Here is a 15,423-nt window from a genome sequence, read left to right on the forward strand (position 1 = left end):
TATATTAATTGGCATCTTAATAATGTTAATCGCCGTGTGCTACGTTTAATTATACCCATCATACTTCGAGTCGAGATTTCTTCCTCAGCGCCATTGTCTGCGCTGTTTTCACCACCTTTTTTATAGGTAATAAAAGGATTGTCTCTATGTATAAAAATATCCTCGTCCCGGTTGATGTGTTTGAAACCGGCCTTGCGGACAAGGCTTTGTCCCATGCTCAATTCCTCGCGCAAAGCTCCTCCGGGCAGATTCATTTACTCAACGTCATCCCGACATTTTCTCCTGCACTGACGCGCGGATTTATTTCCGATGCGCGAAAAATGGAAGACTATCTGGTTAATAATTCAAAAGAAAAACTTGCCGAACTCATCAATAAACTCTCTCTGAAGGAAAGCGATGTCCAGATTCATGTTCGCAGCGGCAACGTCCGCGATGAAGTGACGAAACTGGCAGATGAACTGAAGGTGGATGTGGTGATCATTGGCTCACGCAATCCCAATATTCAAACCCATCTGTTGGGGTCAGAGGCGGCAAGTATCGTGCGTTATGCCCATGTGCCAGTTTTTGTGGTGCGCTAAGGGCAGCCTGAGGCTGCCCTGATTTCCGTTACAGGAGTGAGGAGATAACTATGAATACAGAAAAACCGGGCGGCCCGTTTTATCAGCTCTCCGTGGATGAAACCCTGACCAGCACCAACAGCACTCCCGATGGCATCAGCAGCGCTGAAGCGACGGCGCGATTACAGCAGTACGGTGAAAATGCGCTACCGCAAAAAGCGGGCAAACCGGCATGGTTGCGTTTTCTGGCGCATTTTAATGATGTGCTGATTTACGTCTTGCTGGCGGCGGCGCTGCTGACGGCGGTGATGGGCCACTGGGTCGATACTTTGGTGATCCTCGGCGTGGCGGTGATCAACGCCCTGATTGGTCATATTCAGGAGAGTAATGCGGAAAAATCGCTCCAGAGCATTCGCAATATGCTCTCCAGCGAAGCGGTGGTGGTTCGTCAGGGGAATCATGAAACCATTCCGACCACGGCGCTGGTCCCCGGCGATATCGTGGTGATCCGCGCCGGCGATCGCATTCCTGCAGACCTGCGGGTTATCGAAGCGCATAACCTGCGCGTGGAAGAGGCGATTCTGACCGGTGAATCAACGGTGGTGGAGAAAAGTACCGAAGCGCTTAGCGGCGAACTGCCGTTGGGTGACCGGACGAACCTGTTGTTCTCAGGCACCACGGTAAGCTCCGGCGGCGGCAAAGGCCTGGTGGTGGCGACCGGCGGCGATACCGAACTGGGTCATATTAACCAGATGATGGCGGATATCGAGAAACACCGTACTCCGCTGTTGGTGCAGATGGATAAGCTCGGCAAAGCGATCTTTATCATCATTCTGGTGATGATGGCTGCGCTATTCGTCTTTAGCCTGCTGTTCCGCGATATGCCGGTTTCTGAACTGATGCTGTCGCTGATTAGCCTCGCGGTGGCGTCGGTACCGGAAGGGCTGCCGGCGATTATCTCGATTATCCTCTCGCTTGGCGTGCAAACCATGGCCCGCCAGAAGGCGATTATCCGCAAGCTGCCGACGGTCGAAACACTCGGGGCGATGACGGTTATTTGCTCGGATAAAACCGGGACGCTGACCATGAACGAGATGACGGTTAAGGCCGTTATCACCGCCGATAAAGTCTATCGGGTGGAAGGGGACAGCTACGAGCCGGTGGGGAATATTCACCCGATCGATGAGCCGGATCCGATAACCGTCGCGCCGGGCACGCTGCTGGAGCGCTATCTGCGCACCATCGACCTGTGTAACGACAGCCAGCTAATCAAAGATGAAAGCGGGTTGTGGAAAATCACTGGCGGCCCTACGGAAGGGGCGTTGAAGGTGCTGGCGGCGAAAGTGACGCTTCCACCGGCGAGCACCGAATTGCGCAGTAAGATCCCCTTTGATTCGCAATACAAATATATGTCGACGCTGTACCGCATCGGCAATGAAGAGACGATTTTAATTACCGGTGCGCCAGATGTGCTGTTCCGCCTGTGTCAGCATCAGCAAACCGACCATGGGCTGGAGCCGCTGGACCAGCCGTATTGGGAAGCAAAAATTGAAGAGTACGCGCGGGAAGGGCTGCGAATGGTGGCGGCAGCGTGGAAACCGGCGTCTGACGGGCAAACCGAACTCACCCATCAGGATTTGCAGCAGGGCGTCATTCTGTTAGGGATCGCCGGGATGATGGACCCACCGCGACCGGAGGCCATTACCGCTATCGGCGACTGCCTGCAGGCGGGGATCCGCGTGAAAATGATCACCGGGGACCACCCGCAAACGGCGATGAGTATCGGCAAGATGCTGGGGATCGGCAACGCCGGGAACGCCATTACCGGGCGCGAGCTGGAGGTGATGGATGATATCCAGCTTAGTGAAGCGGCGCAGAAATTCGATATTTTTGCCCGCACCAGTCCGGAAGATAAGTTCCGTCTGGTCCAGGCGCTGCAAAGCAGGAAAGAGGTGGTCGGGATGACCGGCGATGGGGTGAACGACGCCCCGGCGCTGAAGCAGGCTGATGTTGGTATCGCGATGGGCATCAAGGGCACCGAAGTGACCAAAGAGGCCGCTGATATGGTGCTGACCGATGATAACTTCGCCACCATCGCCAGTGCGGTCAGGGAAGGGCGGCGGGTTTACGATAACCTGAAGAAAACTATCCTGTTTATTATGCCGACCAACCTGGCACAGGGATTGTTAATCATTATCGCGCTGCTGGCGGGGAATTTGATTCCGCTGACGCCGGTATTGATTTTGTGGATGAACATGGCGACGTCGGCCACGCTGTCGTTTGGTCTGGCGTTCGAAGCCGGTGAAAAGAACATCATGCGGCGTCCGCCGCGCGATCCTAAGCTGCATGTGATGGACGGCTTTGCCATCTGGCGGGTAATTTTTGTCGGTTCGATGATCGCCGTGAGCGCCTTTGTGCTGGAGGCCTGGCTACAGCCGCGAGGCTACTCACCTGAGTTTATCCGCACCGTACTGTTGCAGACGCTGGTCACCGCGCAGTGGTTTTATATGCTCAACTGCCGGGTGGCGGATGGTTTCTCACTGAGCAAAGGGCTGCTGGCGAACCGGGGTATCTGGATTGTCAGCGGCGTGTTGCTGGTGCTGCAGCTGCTGATTATCTACGCGCCGTTTATGCAGATGCTGTTCGGTACCGAAGCGCTGCCGTTCCGTTACTGGGTGATCACCTTTATTATCGGTTTTGTGATGTTCCTGATTGTAGAAATTGAGAAGCCGCTGACGCGCAAGTGGCGCACGGCCTGAGTCATTCCCGGAGGCGGGTGCTGCGCACCTGTCCGGGCTACAAAACCGCATATCGCAGGGGCTGTAGCCCGGTCAGGCGCAGCGCGCCGCCACCGGGAAGATAATCTACGTCAGACAAAGAACACGATCTTAATGGATCAATCTTTGCGTTTAACTGGGTTGTTGCGATAGGCCGTCAGCTTCGCGCGCATACAACCGCTGCTCGGGAAGAGCCTGTTCCCGCCGTGTCCCGTACTGAGTTAGCCCTGCGTTTAAATACGTTGCTTCAAAAACGTATTTAATTCTCTGACGATACACTCGGGTTCATCGACCAGAGGCATATTGTCCATATCCGCAATTGCGTCTACTTTTTGCGAATTATCAGACTGCAATGCGGCAAATAATGGCGTGAAATCGGGTTGCTCCGGGCCGCGCTCAGCTACCAGCTCAAAGGTTTTATTGATTGCCGCGTCGTTGGTCAGGGCTGAAACGAGAACTTTGGCAATTTGTTTTCGCGAGATTACGCCATCGTCCGGGGTGCCAGCATGGCGGCGATCGCCCTGTAGCATCAGTAAGTTAAGCTCATTCTCATGGTTGTAATCGAACCAGCCCGGCCTGACGATGGTGTAGGGATGACCGCTGGCCCTCAGCAGGCGCTCGGCCCGACGCTTCCAGTCATGCACTTCCGTGCGCTGGTTAAATGAACTGAGCCGCTCGGTGACGCCGATGGTGGTCATCAGCGCAATTCGCACCTGGGTTGATTTAAGCAGCTTCAGGATATTGCGCACGCCGCCGTAGTCTATCGCCCGGGCGCCAATACGTCCCTGACCATCGGAGCCAAGGGTGAAGATGACGGCATCAATATCTTTCACCACATCCGTTAAGGTCTCCGGCATGGAGACGTCGCCGTAGACAACCTGCGCGTCGCGGGGGAGCAGTTTGACTTTGCGCCGATTTCTGACCAACGCTATGGGCTGATGGCCCATTTCGATCGCGGTTTCAACGACGTGAAGACCGATACTGCCCGTCGCGCCTGCAATGAGTATTTTCATGAGTAATCCAGGGTTCAATTCAGAGATAAATGCGTTAAAAGCAGGATATCAATTGCCATTATGCAGAGTAACGAGGCTAAAATGATTGCGTCTATGAATCGCCTTCATAAGTTCTGCGTGCGGGCAATCAAGTTAACTAAGGAGCCCACCGATGCTTAAAGAGAACTTCAACGAACTGCAGATCTTTCTGAGCGTTGCGAGGGAGCGAAGCTTTACCAAAGCGGCGGGTAAGCTTGGCGTTTCGCAATCGGCGCTTAGCCACGCGATAAAGGGTCTGGAGGAGCGTTTAGACATCCGTCTTTTGACCCGAACCACCCGTAGCGTCGCGCCGACCGAAGCCGGTGAGCGCATTATTGCCTGCCTGGAGCCGCGCATTGCCGATCTGGAACAGGAGCTGGAAGCCGTTATTCAGCTCAATCGCGCGCCATCCGGCAATATTCGGCTCTCGGCAGGCGAACACTCCGCGCGCAGTCTGGTATGGCCGAAGCTTAAGCCTTTTCTCAAGGAGTATCCGGAAATCAACGTTGAGCTGGTGGCGGATAATGGCTTTGTGAATATTGTGGAGGGGCGTTTTGACGCCGGTATCCGCCTTGGCGAAAGCGTCGATAAAGATATGATCGCCGTGAAAATCGGCCCGGATATGCGCATGGCGCTGGTGGGTTCACCCGGCTATTTCGCGGAACATAAAATTCCCCAAACTCCGCATGAACTACAAAATCATCGCTGTATCAACATGCGCCTGCCGACCGCCGGAGGACTCTATCACTGGGAGTTTGAGCGGGACGGAAAGCCGCTACGCGTCAGGGTGGAGGGGCAGCTGACGTTCAATCTGCTATCGGAAAGAATTGACGCGGCCCTGTCCGGGTTCGGTATTGCCTGCGTGCCGGAGGATACGATTGAGGGTCTGGTGAAATCAGGAGATCTGATTCAGGTTCTCGATGAGTGGTGCCCCTCTTTTCCGGGATATTACCTTTATTATCCCAGCCGTAAACAGCACCCACCGGCCTTTGCCCTGCTGATTGATGCGCTGCGTTATTCTGAGTAAACGGCCTGCGGCAACCCGCAGGCCGAATTTAACCTTAACGCCCGACACGGGCCATTAAGGCGGCAGGGTAGCGCTCGCCGACGATTTTCACTGTTTCCAGCGCTTGGGTGATTTTACGCAAATCCTCTGCTGAAAGGACGAGTTCAGCAGCGCCCAGATTCTCTTCCAGCCGATGCAGCTTGGTGGTGCCGGGGATCGGCACAATCCATGGTTTTTGCGCCAGCAGCCAGGCCAGCGCAATCTGCGCCGGAGTTACGCCTTTTTCGGCGGCCAACTGGCCAAGCAGGGTGACTAGCTGTTCATTGGCTGCAATAGCCTCGGCGGCAAAACGTGGCACTTTGCTTCTGAAATCATCTTCACCGAACGTGGTACCGGCTTTGATTGCGCCGGTTAAAAAGCCTTTGCCCAGCGGGCTGAACGGCACAAAGCCAATCCCCAGCTCTTCCAGTACCGGCAGGATCGCCTGCTCAGGCTCGCGCCACCACATTGAGTATTCGCTTTGCAGCGCAGCAACCGGCTGCACGGCGTGGGCGCGGCGAATGGTTTGCGCGCCCGCTTCAGAAAGGCCGAAGTGTTTAACCTTACCTTCGGCAATCAGGTCTTTCACCACGCCGGCAACGTCCTCAATCGGCACATCGGGGTCAACGCGGTGCTGGTACAGTAGGTCAATGACGTCGGTTTTCAGACGACGCAGCGAGCCTTCGACGGCTTCGCGGATATGTTCCGGGCGGCTGTTTAAAATCTGCTGCTTGTTGTCATCGCCGAAGGTAAAGCCAAATTTGGAGGCGATCACCACTTGGTCGCGGAACGGTTTTAACGCTTCGCCGACCACATCTTCATTCAGATACGGACCGTACACTTCGGCGGTATCGAAGAAGGTTACGCCGCGCTCAACGGCGGCACGAATCAGTTCGATGGCCTGACGGGTATCGGTGGCCGGGCCATAGCCGTGGCTCAGGCCCATACAGCCCAGGCCGAGTGCCGAGACTTCAAGCCCGGACTGACCAAGAAAACGTTTTTGCATTGCGTTACATCTCCGTGGGTTTCTGATTAAACGTCCAGCTTACGACCGGCAAGCCATTCCACTCGGGCGGGGTCGCGATGCGAGAAGAAGGCGCTGGTGGCGGTGTCGATGGCGGTAATGTGCAGCATTTCGTCGGCGCTCAGTTCGAAGTCCAGCACGTTAATATTTTCGGCCATGCGCTCTTTACGTACGGTTTTCGCCAGCGAGACGATGCCGCGCTGGAAGATCCAGCGCAGGACGACCTGGCCGACGCTTTTGCCATATTTTTCGCCAATGGCGGTTAACTCCGGATGCTGAAACAGACCGTTTTTGCCTTCAGCAAAAGGTGCCCACGCTTCAGGCTGAATGCCGCGGGTTAGCATCCACGGCACGGCGTGGAGCTGCTGATTAAACGGGTTCACCTCAACTTGGTTGACAGCCGGTACCACTTTATTGAAGGCGATCAGGTCAGCGAGGCGGTCCGGGTGGAAGTTGCTCACGCCAATAGCGCGAATTTTCCCGGCCTGCTGTAGATCCTCCATGGCGCGCCATGCACCGTGAACGTCGCCATAAGGCTGATGAATCAAATAGAGATCGACGTAATCCAACTGCAGGCGGTTTATCGAACGCTCAAACTGCGCTTTGGCACCTTCGTAACTGGCGTCCTGCATCCACAGTTTGGTGGTGACGAAAAGCTCATCGCGCTCAATGCCGCTCTGCTTGAGCGCGTTGCCGACCTGAGTTTCGTTCAGGTAGGAGGCGGCGGTATCAATCAGGCGGTAGCCCGTTTCAATCGCCTCGACAACGGCGCGCTCACACTCTGCGGCATCGGTCATCTGAAAGACGCCAAAGCCCAGCAGGGGCATTTCAATACCGTTGTTCAGTGTTACTGATTGCATGACGTTATCCTTCTTCTTTTGTGTCAGAGAAGCATAGCGCAGAGTGATTTATTCGATTAGAGGGCGTAATTTTCTAGGGTTAATTAGCAGGATTCATGAATTGGCGAACCCTGCTATTGCGAAACTTATGGCAACTGACGGTACTCTTCGTCAGCAACCGGCTCCAGCCATTCGTTGGATGCACCTTCAGCGGGAACCGCTACGGCGAGGTGGGCAAACCAGCTATCGGCGGTCGCGCCGTGCCAGTGTTTGACACCCGCAGGGATATTGACCACATCCCCGGCGGTCAGCTCACGTGCCGGTTGGTTCCACTCCTGATACCAGCCGCGTCCGCCCGTCACCAGCAGGATTTGTCCGCCCTTATGGTGAATATGCCAGTGGTTACGACAACCTGGCTCAAAGACCACGTTGCCGATATTAACCCCTTCCGTGGAGAGCATGCTCAGGTAGCTGGTGCCCTGAAAATACTGCGCATAGGCTTCGTTTTTCTCCCCTTTAGGGAAGATACCGTTGCCGTCAAATTGTTCGTTCATGTTGTCTCCGCGTTTTAATTTAAGCGTCCCGACGTTGTTCATCGGGATCCACTGTGTAAAGTGTAGTGAAAGCCTGATTAAATGATAAGATGCACAAATATGAATGCACTGGTGCAAAAAATTCACCAATTATGAGTAAAGAAAAATTAAACGATTTACAGGCTTTTGTGACGGTGGCCCAGGAGCGCAGTTTTACCCGAGCGGCGGCTGTACTGGGCATCTCTCGTTCGGCGCTGAGCCATACGCTGCTGGGGCTGGAAGAGCGCCTGGGCGTGCGGTTATTAATCCGTACCACGCGTAGCGTCTCGCCAACCGATGCCGGGAACCGCTTGCTGGCCGTGCTAGCACCGCGTCTGGATGAGATTGAGACGGAATTGATCTCGCTGCGTGCTTCACGTGATAAGCCTGCCGGAACGGTGCGTATTACCGCCAACGATCATGCTATCGTCACCGTACTCTGGCCCCGACTTCAGCCTTTATTAAATGAACACCCCGATATCAACATTGAATTCAGCGTTGGCTATGAACTGACCGATATTGCGGCCCAACGCTTTGATGCGGGGGTGCGGATGGGCGATCAGGTGGACAAAGACATGATTGCGGTGCGCATTACCCCCGATGTGCCGATGGCGGTGGTTGCAGCACCCGGTTATCTTTCCGGTAGGGCGGCGGTGACGCGCCCTGAAGATCTGATGGCGCATAACTGCATTAATCTGCGGTTGCCCACCCACGGCGCGCTGTATGCCTGGGAGTTTGAAAAGGGCAGTCAAAAAATTAACGTTCGGGTCGATGGGCAAACCGTTTTTAACAATACCTTTTTGATGATTCAGGCGGCGCTGGACGGGGCAGGTATCGCCTATGTGCCCCGCGATTTAGTGGCGGAAGATATCGCCACTAAATCGCTGATACCCTTGCTTGCCGACTGGTGCCCGCATTTTCCGGGGTACTATCTTTATTACCCGGGTCGCCAGCATCTCCCGGCGGCGTTTACGCTGGTGGTTGACGCTTTGCGCTGGCATCGACGGGATTGATCAGCTGGACAACGCCTGCTGTAGCGCATGGTCAGCACGCATAGCCGCTTCGCTTTCGCCATTTTCTCGTAGCACCTGCGCCAACTGGCGTAGCTGCTCGGCAGTGAGTCCAACCCGCAGACTGGCCCGCGTGTGCGACAGCAGCTGCGATTCCACGCCCGGCGTGGCGGCGAGCGCGCCAACTGTTGCCAGCTCTCGGCTCTGCCAGTCGAGGTTGTCGCGGGCAAAGATATCGCCAAATAGATGCGTTTGTAGGAACTGATTAATCACCGGGGCAAATTCAAAAAGCGGCCCCTGTACCGGTGCGCCTGAGATTTTGGTCTGGTTTGCGGTACCCACGGCGCGCAGCTCCGCGCCGACGGGAATCGGGCTGACCGGCTCTTTTCCTTCGATGTCATTGATGCCGCGTTGTTTACGCGTTTCAACCACCTTCATCAATTCACTCAATCCGTTAAGGCTGCGAGGGAAGCCGGTGTAGGCATAGAGCTGGACGAGGATTTCTTTGGTTTCGTTAATCGTGAGCCCGGCATCCAGACCCTGATTTAGCGCTGCGTTCAGCTTGTCCATCTGGCTGCTGGCCATTGATGCGGCGATCAGCGGGATCGCCTGCTGGCGAGCAGATAGCGTAGTGGAGGCGGTTTGTTGGTTCGCCATCGTAGAGGCTCCTTGCGTCGTCGGGGCTGCATTTACCGAAAGGCTACAACCAAAAATCAGCAATGCCGCTGCCGTTAGCGTTTTAATGCGCGTGGTATTGTTCATCCGTCACTTTCTCCATCCATTCAACGTTTTTACCCGCGACCGTACCCGTTACGGCCAGATGCGTCATCGCGCTGCCGGGCGCGGCCCCATGCCAGTGCTTAACTCCTGGCGGGCATACCACGACATCGCCGGGACGGATGGTTTGCACGGGTTGTCCTTCCTCCTGAGTCAGGCCGACGCCGGAGGTCACCACAAGCCTCTGACCGGCAGGATGGGTGTGCCAGGCAGAACGCGCGCCGGGCTCAAAGGTAACGTATGCGCCGGAGGCGCTGATGTCTTTGTCGGCGCTGAATAACGGGTCGACCCGCACGCGTCCGGTAAAGTTTTCAGCGGGGCCTGCCATCGCGCTTTGGCTCCCGGCAGGCGTAATCTGCACCGAGGCGTTTTGCCCCTCGGTTAATGAAGAGAAAGCGACAAACGGCAGTAACAGCGCGAGATAACCTAATTTTCCAATCATGCAGGGCGTCCTTTTATGTCAATGAAGGGGGTACTGCGTTGCGATAATTCTAATGGGCGTTCCATGTCGTCAGGCTGACGGTTGGCTGACATTGTTGTCAGTTGGCGGTGCGAGGGCGAAGGTGAGGCCAAAGGTATTGTGGCCCTCTTCGCTGCGCGCAAAAACCTCGCCCCGGTGCATAATAGCCACGGCATGAACGATTGAGAGGCCTAGTCCGTGGTGGGTATCGCTCTTAGCGCGAGAAGCATCAACGCGATAAAAACGTTCAAAAAGGCGATGTAAATGAGCAGAGGCGATCGGCTCGCCGGGGTTCGATACCGCGACACAAGCCTGATTTTGACTTTCGCTTAAGCGAACGATAATCGTACTGCATGGTGGCGCGTGCCTTGCGCTGTTTTCCAGCAAATTAGCCAGTGAACGGTGGAACAAACGCCGATCGATATGGGCGGAGGCATCGCCTTCGATCTCCAGCGTGAGCTGTTTTTCAGCGAAGGAGGGTTCCACGTATTCTGCAGTTTTCAGCGTCTCTTCACGTAGCGAGACGCGGCTTAACTGCACGGCATGAACACCGGCGTGGGCATGTGACAGGAACAGCATGTCGTTAACGATTGACGTCATCCGCTCAAGTTCTTCGAGGTTTGAACCCAGCAGTTCTTCAAGTTCATCATGCGAGCGTCGGCGCGATAGTCCGAGCTGTGTTTGACCAATCAGGTTGGTGAGTGGGGTACGTAGCTCGTGGGCTACGTCGGCGTTAAAGCTTTCAAGTTGCCGCCAGGCAATTTCCTGACGTTTCAGCACACCATTAAATGACCGTGCCAGCTGCTGCAACTCCTCAGGCAGTGCGGTGCTATCGAGCCGCTGACTATGATCGCCCGGTGCCAGATGCTGCGCTTGCTGGCTTAGGGCGCTAACCGGGCGCAGGCCAATTCTGGCGACCATGTATCCCAGCAGCGCGACAATAACCACACCCAGTGCGGTAATAATCAGCAACGTGCGCGTGAACGCCTCCAGCGTGCCCATGTATGGTGTGGAATCGATGGCGACCACATAGCGTAGCGCCGGTCTTTCACCGTTGGCGGGGATCGTTTTGACCAGCAGAAAAAGCGAACATGCGCCTTGCGAAGCGCCGGGCATTTTATTGAAACCCTCCGTCAGCGAAGACCACTGAACCCCGAAGGGGGGCGCTCCGCCCACGTTAAAATGAGGGTTATCGCTGACTATCCAGTAGCGAACCCGCTCGCCTTCAGAGTTGGCCAGAACGGTAAATTTACTGGCAAGCGTAGACCAGCCGTCAGCTGAGGTGCGCGATACGATCCACGGGCTCATTAATGATTCGCGAAACAGTAGCTCGTTATGCATCTGTTTTTGCAGTGAGTCATGCAGCGAGCTTCGCAGCAAAATGCCAATGGTCGAGACGATCATTAGGGCGGACAACGCGAACATCAACGCCAGATGTACCGAGATGGCGCGCTTAAACATGTTTTCCCATTACTTCTTCAGGCCTGGCTTCAAGAACATAGCCCATGCCGCGCACGGTATGCAGTAGCTTGATCCCGAACGGCGCATCAACTTTGGCACGCAGGCGTTTGATGGCGACTTCCACGACGTTCGCGTCGCTGTCGAAATTCATATCCCAGACCTGCTCGGCGATCATCATTTTGGACAGGATCTCCCCCTGGTGACGGGCCAGCAGGCTGAGCAGGGAAAACTCTTTGGCGGTCAGTTCCAGGCGAGTTTCGGCGCGCAATACCCGGCGAGCCAGCAGATCCAGGTGTAGATCGTGTATTTGCAACTGCCTAATATCTGTGCCGTCGGCTGAGCGGCGACGCACTAGCGCCTGAATGCGCGCGACCAGTTCAATCAGGGAAAAGGGTTTGGGCAGATAATCATCGGCACCCAGGCGTAGGCCTTTAACTCGCTCATCGACGGACCCCCGGGCGGATAGCATGAGTACTGGGGTTTGTTTACTGGTGCGAAGGTTTTCCAGTACCCGGTAACCGTCCATGCCCGGCAGCATGACATCAAGGATTATCGCGTCGTAGTCGAACTCCTGCGCGTAGTGCAGGCCTTCGGCACCATCGGCAGAAACATCGACCGTGAACCCCGATTCGCCCAGCGCGCGCGTCAGGTAGCTTGATGTTTTTTCTTCGTCTTCCACTAACAGCAGGCGCATAGCAATCCTGTCCTTATCCGTTTTTTAAGGGGGCTTCGACATCGGAATAAACCTGTACCGCATCGGGTAGCCTTTGGCCTTTGATGGTTATGGCATCCAGTGAACGGGTGAGCTCGGTCATTTCAGCGTTTGAAGGCGCTTGCCGGTCTGCTGATCGATGTTCCAGCCAAACTTGGTGGCGATAACAGTTTTGTCGCGAAAAGGGGCCACACCTTCGCCGAGGATTTTTTCACCTTCAAACGGGCCGTAGGCTTCCGCCGCATCAAATAGCGTGATGCCGCGATCGAAGGCCTGGCGAATGATATTCACCATCTCCGGCCGCCAGGGCACGGAAGTGTCGTATTTACGGCTCATGTTCTGTACGCCCAGACCGATAGCGGACACTTCGAGGTAGCCCAGTTTGCGTTTATCCGGTGCGGCAGAGTGCAGGTTGCTTTGACCTCCGGCGCTAGCGGTTTTTTCTGTCGCGTAAACGTGAGAGACCAGCGAGGCTGCAGCGACCCCGGCCCCCGCAATCAGCAATTTACGCCGTGCTGGCATAGAAGGGACGTCTGCGTCGTTGGTGAATCGTTGTTTATTGCTCATGAAAGGCTCCTTTTCTCGGTAGTTTGGCCTGCGCTTATTCTGACGCCCGCTTGCCAACATAAAGCTGACCGTTTCCTGACAGCGTTGTCAGAAACCTGTACAAGATATTTCTGACAAAATTGTTATTCATTCGTCATGATGCTGACAGTTCTCTCTTCCTAATCTGAATACGTTATTTGCCATCGCCAGCCTGGTGAATTCAGGCCATTATTTATTCGGGAGAGATCATGAAAATTACGTTTTTAAATACCGTTTTACTGACGGCCATGATGAGTATTTCATCGGTGCATGCTGCTGATTACAAACAAAATCCTTTTACTCTGGTGTATGACGGAGCGATAACTGAAAATGTCAAAGGCAAGGTCAATATCCACCCGGTAAAATATGATCTGCACGGCATCCAGATTGCCGCCAATGTATACACCCCGGCCAATTACGATCCGGCTAAAAAATATCCGGCGGTGCTTGTTGCCCATCCTAATGGTGGCGTGAAAGAGCAGGTTGCCGGGTTATATGCTCAGCGCCTGGCGGAGCATGGATATATTACAATTACCGCCGATGCGGCTTATCAGGGAGCCAGCGGCGGTATGCCGCGCAGCGTGGATAAACCAGCTAATCGCATTGAGGATATTCACGGCATGGCTGACTATCTCAGCCAGTATCCCGGCGTTGATACCGCGCGTATTGGCCTACTGGGCATCTGCGGTGGTGGCGGCTATTCGCTAAAAGCGGCGCAGACCGATAAACGTTTTAAAGCGCTGGCGACGCTCAGTATGTTTGACTCCGGGCTGGTGCGCCGCAATGGCTATCAGGATTCACAGATTTCCACTATCCAGGAACGTCTGAAGCTGGCAAGTGACGCGCGTACCAAAGAAGTCACCACGGGTGAGGTCAGCTATTCCGGTGATGCTAACCTGACCGATGAACAAATCGCCAAACTCCCATTTGATCTGTATCGCCAGGGCTACGAGTACTACTGGAAAACCCATGCTCATCCGAACTCAACCTTCCGCTATACCACCAGCAGCCTGCTCGATTTAATGCGCTTTGATGCGCAAAGCAATATGGACCTTATCAACCAGCCGCTGCTGATGATGGCCGGTACCAAAGCAGATTCGCTGTATATGACCGAAAGCGCGTTTAAAAAGGCCACCGGTACCGCAAATAAAGAGCTGTTCCTTATCGACGGAGCGACGCATATCGAGACCTACTGGGTGCCGCGTTATGTCGACCAGGCCATGAGCAAGCTCGATAACTTCTTCGATAGCAATATTTAAGTCGTAAGGCCAGCCTCATCAGTAGGTTGGCCGTTTATGTTCTTGTCTGCATTCAGAGTAACGGAGTTGGCGGCTAAGATAATTACGTTCAATAAATAGGCGCTATGAGCATAATTCATTAAACGGGATTTCGCGGTTTGTATTCAGAATGCGAGCTGTGAGTTTAAGGTGCGAAATGTTTGACGAGGGTTTGGATAGGGGAGCGAGCTGTTATGGCGTTGAAAAACAAAAAGCCTGCTTAGTAAACTAAGCAGGCTTTTCTAAATTTGGCTCCTCTGACTGGACTCGAACCAGTGACATACGGATTAACAGTCCGCCGTTCTACCGACTGAACTACAGAGGAATCGTGTGAACGAGGCGAATACTACTGGCCTCGTATTTTTGTGTCAATACTAAATTTAACTTGCTGATTCAAATGGCTAAATTTAATGCAAACCGTTGTTTTAGTGTACTGCTGGATTATCACCTTCATTCTGTGGGCTATTTTCACGTAATCTCTCCAGCGGGTCCTGGCGATAGAAGTGGCAGAAACGTTGCCAAAGTGCGGGAAAACGCGGGGCAAAGAGCTCAGGGGCACTGAAGAAATATTCAGAGAGTACGGCAAAACATTCGGCAGGATCGGTAGCGGCATAGGCATCAACGCTTGCGGCGCTTTCGCCGACCAGATCGATCTCATCCTGAATGTTGTTCATCGCTGCGTGAAGATCGTGCTCCCAGCCCGCGACTTCGCGTAGAGGAATGAACGGCACACCGCTTGCGCGATCGCCATTGCGGGTATCCAGCTTATGCGCAACTTCGTGGACGATAAGGTTAAAACCGGAGGCATCGAAGGAGTCCTGAATGTCGAGCCAGTTGAGAACAATAGGGCCTTGCTGCCAGCTTTGCCCTGATTGCACGATTCGTTGATTATGCACCAGGCCGATATCATCTTCCCATTCATCATCGACGACAAACGGAGCAGGGTAGATGAGCACTTCGTGGAAGCCGTCTAACCATTCGATCCCAAGTTCGAGAACCGGCAGGCAAAACAGTAGTGCGATACGGGCGCTATGAAGGGGGGGAAGCTCAAGCCCTTGTAACGCAACGAGACGCTTCTGCTGTAAAAAACGGTTTGCCATTTGTGCAAGTTGCCGCTGCTCCTGCTCGGAGAGATTGGCTAAAACTGGGATGGCAAGCGCCTGTTCCCAGGGGATTTCTGCGTTGCCAGACTCTTCATCTACTTTCCAGGGCCATTTAAACATCATATTGCTCGCAAAGTCGTCACTTGAACTGAATTAAAGAGACAGGAACTATTAAAATGCCAAAGAACCTGGC

General features: G+C 54.4%; 15 protein-coding genes and 1 tRNA gene. 5 read left to right on the plus strand and 11 right to left on the minus strand.

The genetic code is table 11. The features are described 5' to 3' along the window. Positions 1–146: 146 nt before the first annotated feature. On the plus strand, positions 147–578 hold the full coding sequence (locus tag DA718_RS10485) for a universal stress protein (protein ID WP_112217292.1): 432 nt from the start codon (positions 147–149) through the stop codon (positions 576–578). 50 nt (positions 579–628) lie between these two features. Further along, positions 629–3,316, plus strand: coding sequence for a cation-transporting P-type ATPase (locus DA718_RS10490; RefSeq protein WP_112217291.1), 2,688 nt, complete (start codon positions 629–631; stop codon positions 3,314–3,316). Positions 3,317–3,567: 251 nt separating this feature from the next. Here the strand turns inward: DA718_RS10490 and DA718_RS10495 are convergent, their stop codons facing one another. After that, positions 3,568–4,347 carry an SDR family oxidoreductase gene (locus DA718_RS10495; RefSeq protein WP_112217290.1) on the minus strand — a complete coding sequence of 260 codons (780 nt, stop codon included), beginning with the start codon at positions 4,345–4,347 and terminating at the stop codon, positions 3,568–3,570. A 151-nt stretch (positions 4,348–4,498) separates the two neighbouring features. On the opposite strand from DA718_RS10495, the gene DA718_RS10500 reads away from it, so the two are divergent. Continuing rightward, the gene (locus tag DA718_RS10500; RefSeq protein WP_112217289.1) at positions 4,499–5,392 is read left to right on the plus strand and encodes a LysR family transcriptional regulator; all 894 of its coding nucleotides are present in this window, start codon (positions 4,499–4,501) and stop codon (positions 5,390–5,392) included. A 34-nt stretch (positions 5,393–5,426) separates the two neighbouring features. Here the strand turns inward: DA718_RS10500 and DA718_RS10505 are convergent, their stop codons facing one another. The 3 genes from DA718_RS10505 to DA718_RS10515 all read right to left on the minus strand — a co-directional run bounded on the left by DA718_RS10505 (position 5,427) and on the right by DA718_RS10515 (position 7,827). Continuing rightward, positions 5,427–6,416: an aldo/keto reductase gene (locus DA718_RS10505; RefSeq protein ID WP_112217288.1), complete on the minus strand. Its 990-nt coding sequence runs from the start codon at positions 6,414–6,416 to the stop codon at positions 5,427–5,429. Between the two features lie 26 nt (positions 6,417–6,442). Continuing rightward, positions 6,443–7,294 (minus strand): aldo/keto reductase, encoded by an 852-nt coding sequence (locus DA718_RS10510; RefSeq protein WP_112217287.1) that lies wholly within the window; start codon positions 7,292–7,294, stop codon positions 6,443–6,445. A 125-nt stretch (positions 7,295–7,419) separates the two neighbouring features. Next, complete coding sequence (locus tag DA718_RS10515) at positions 7,420–7,827, minus strand: cupin domain-containing protein (protein ID WP_112217305.1); 408 nt, start codon at positions 7,825–7,827, stop codon at positions 7,420–7,422. 128 nt (positions 7,828–7,955) lie between these two features. Between DA718_RS10515 and DA718_RS10520 the strand changes: the two genes are divergently transcribed. Beyond that, positions 7,956–8,858 carry a LysR family transcriptional regulator gene (locus DA718_RS10520; RefSeq protein ID WP_112217304.1) on the plus strand — a complete coding sequence of 301 codons (903 nt, stop codon included), beginning with the start codon at positions 7,956–7,958 and terminating at the stop codon, positions 8,856–8,858. Here the strand turns inward: DA718_RS10520 and DA718_RS10525 are convergent, their stop codons facing one another. The 5 genes from DA718_RS10525 to DA718_RS10545 all read right to left on the minus strand — a co-directional run bounded on the left by DA718_RS10525 (position 8,859) and on the right by DA718_RS10545 (position 12,832). Further along, positions 8,859–9,617 carry a carboxymuconolactone decarboxylase family protein gene (locus tag DA718_RS10525; protein ID WP_112217286.1) on the minus strand — a complete coding sequence of 253 codons (759 nt, stop codon included), beginning with the start codon at positions 9,615–9,617 and terminating at the stop codon, positions 8,859–8,861. It lies immediately after the preceding gene. Beyond that, positions 9,595–10,074 (minus strand): (R)-mandelonitrile lyase, encoded by a 480-nt coding sequence (locus tag DA718_RS10530; protein WP_112217285.1) that lies wholly within the window; start codon positions 10,072–10,074, stop codon positions 9,595–9,597. Before DA718_RS10530 ends, DA718_RS10525 begins: the two co-directional genes overlap by 23 nt. Before the next feature lie 69 nt (positions 10,075–10,143). Next, positions 10,144–11,553, minus strand: a complete 1,410-nt coding sequence (locus DA718_RS10535; RefSeq protein WP_112217284.1) for a heavy metal sensor histidine kinase — start codon at positions 11,551–11,553, stop codon at positions 10,144–10,146. Continuing rightward, positions 11,546–12,247, minus strand: coding sequence for a heavy metal response regulator transcription factor (locus tag DA718_RS10540; RefSeq protein ID WP_112217283.1), 702 nt, complete (start codon positions 12,245–12,247; stop codon positions 11,546–11,548). Before DA718_RS10540 ends, DA718_RS10535 begins: the two co-directional genes overlap by 8 nt. 117 nt (positions 12,248–12,364) lie before the next feature. Then, positions 12,365–12,832: an aldo/keto reductase gene (locus tag DA718_RS10545; protein ID WP_227015988.1), complete on the minus strand. Its 468-nt coding sequence runs from the start codon at positions 12,830–12,832 to the stop codon at positions 12,365–12,367. A gap of 227 nt (positions 12,833–13,059) precedes the next feature. On the opposite strand from DA718_RS10545, the gene DA718_RS10550 reads away from it, so the two are divergent. Next, positions 13,060–14,109, plus strand: coding sequence for an alpha/beta hydrolase (locus DA718_RS10550; protein WP_167492746.1), 1,050 nt, complete (start codon positions 13,060–13,062; stop codon positions 14,107–14,109). 267 nt (positions 14,110–14,376) lie between these two features. Here the strand turns inward: DA718_RS10550 and DA718_RS10555 are convergent. After that, a tRNA-Asn gene (locus tag DA718_RS10555) sits at positions 14,377–14,452 on the minus strand. Positions 14,453–14,552: 100 nt separating this feature from the next. Continuing rightward, on the minus strand, positions 14,553–15,353 hold the full coding sequence (gene mtfA / locus DA718_RS10560) for a DgsA anti-repressor MtfA (protein WP_167492747.1): 801 nt from the start codon (positions 15,351–15,353) through the stop codon (positions 14,553–14,555). Positions 15,354–15,423 lie beyond the last annotated feature (70 nt).

Source organism: Klebsiella huaxiensis, assembly GCF_003261575.2.
Taxonomy (GTDB): Bacteria; Pseudomonadota; Gammaproteobacteria; order Enterobacterales; family Enterobacteriaceae; genus Klebsiella; species Klebsiella huaxiensis.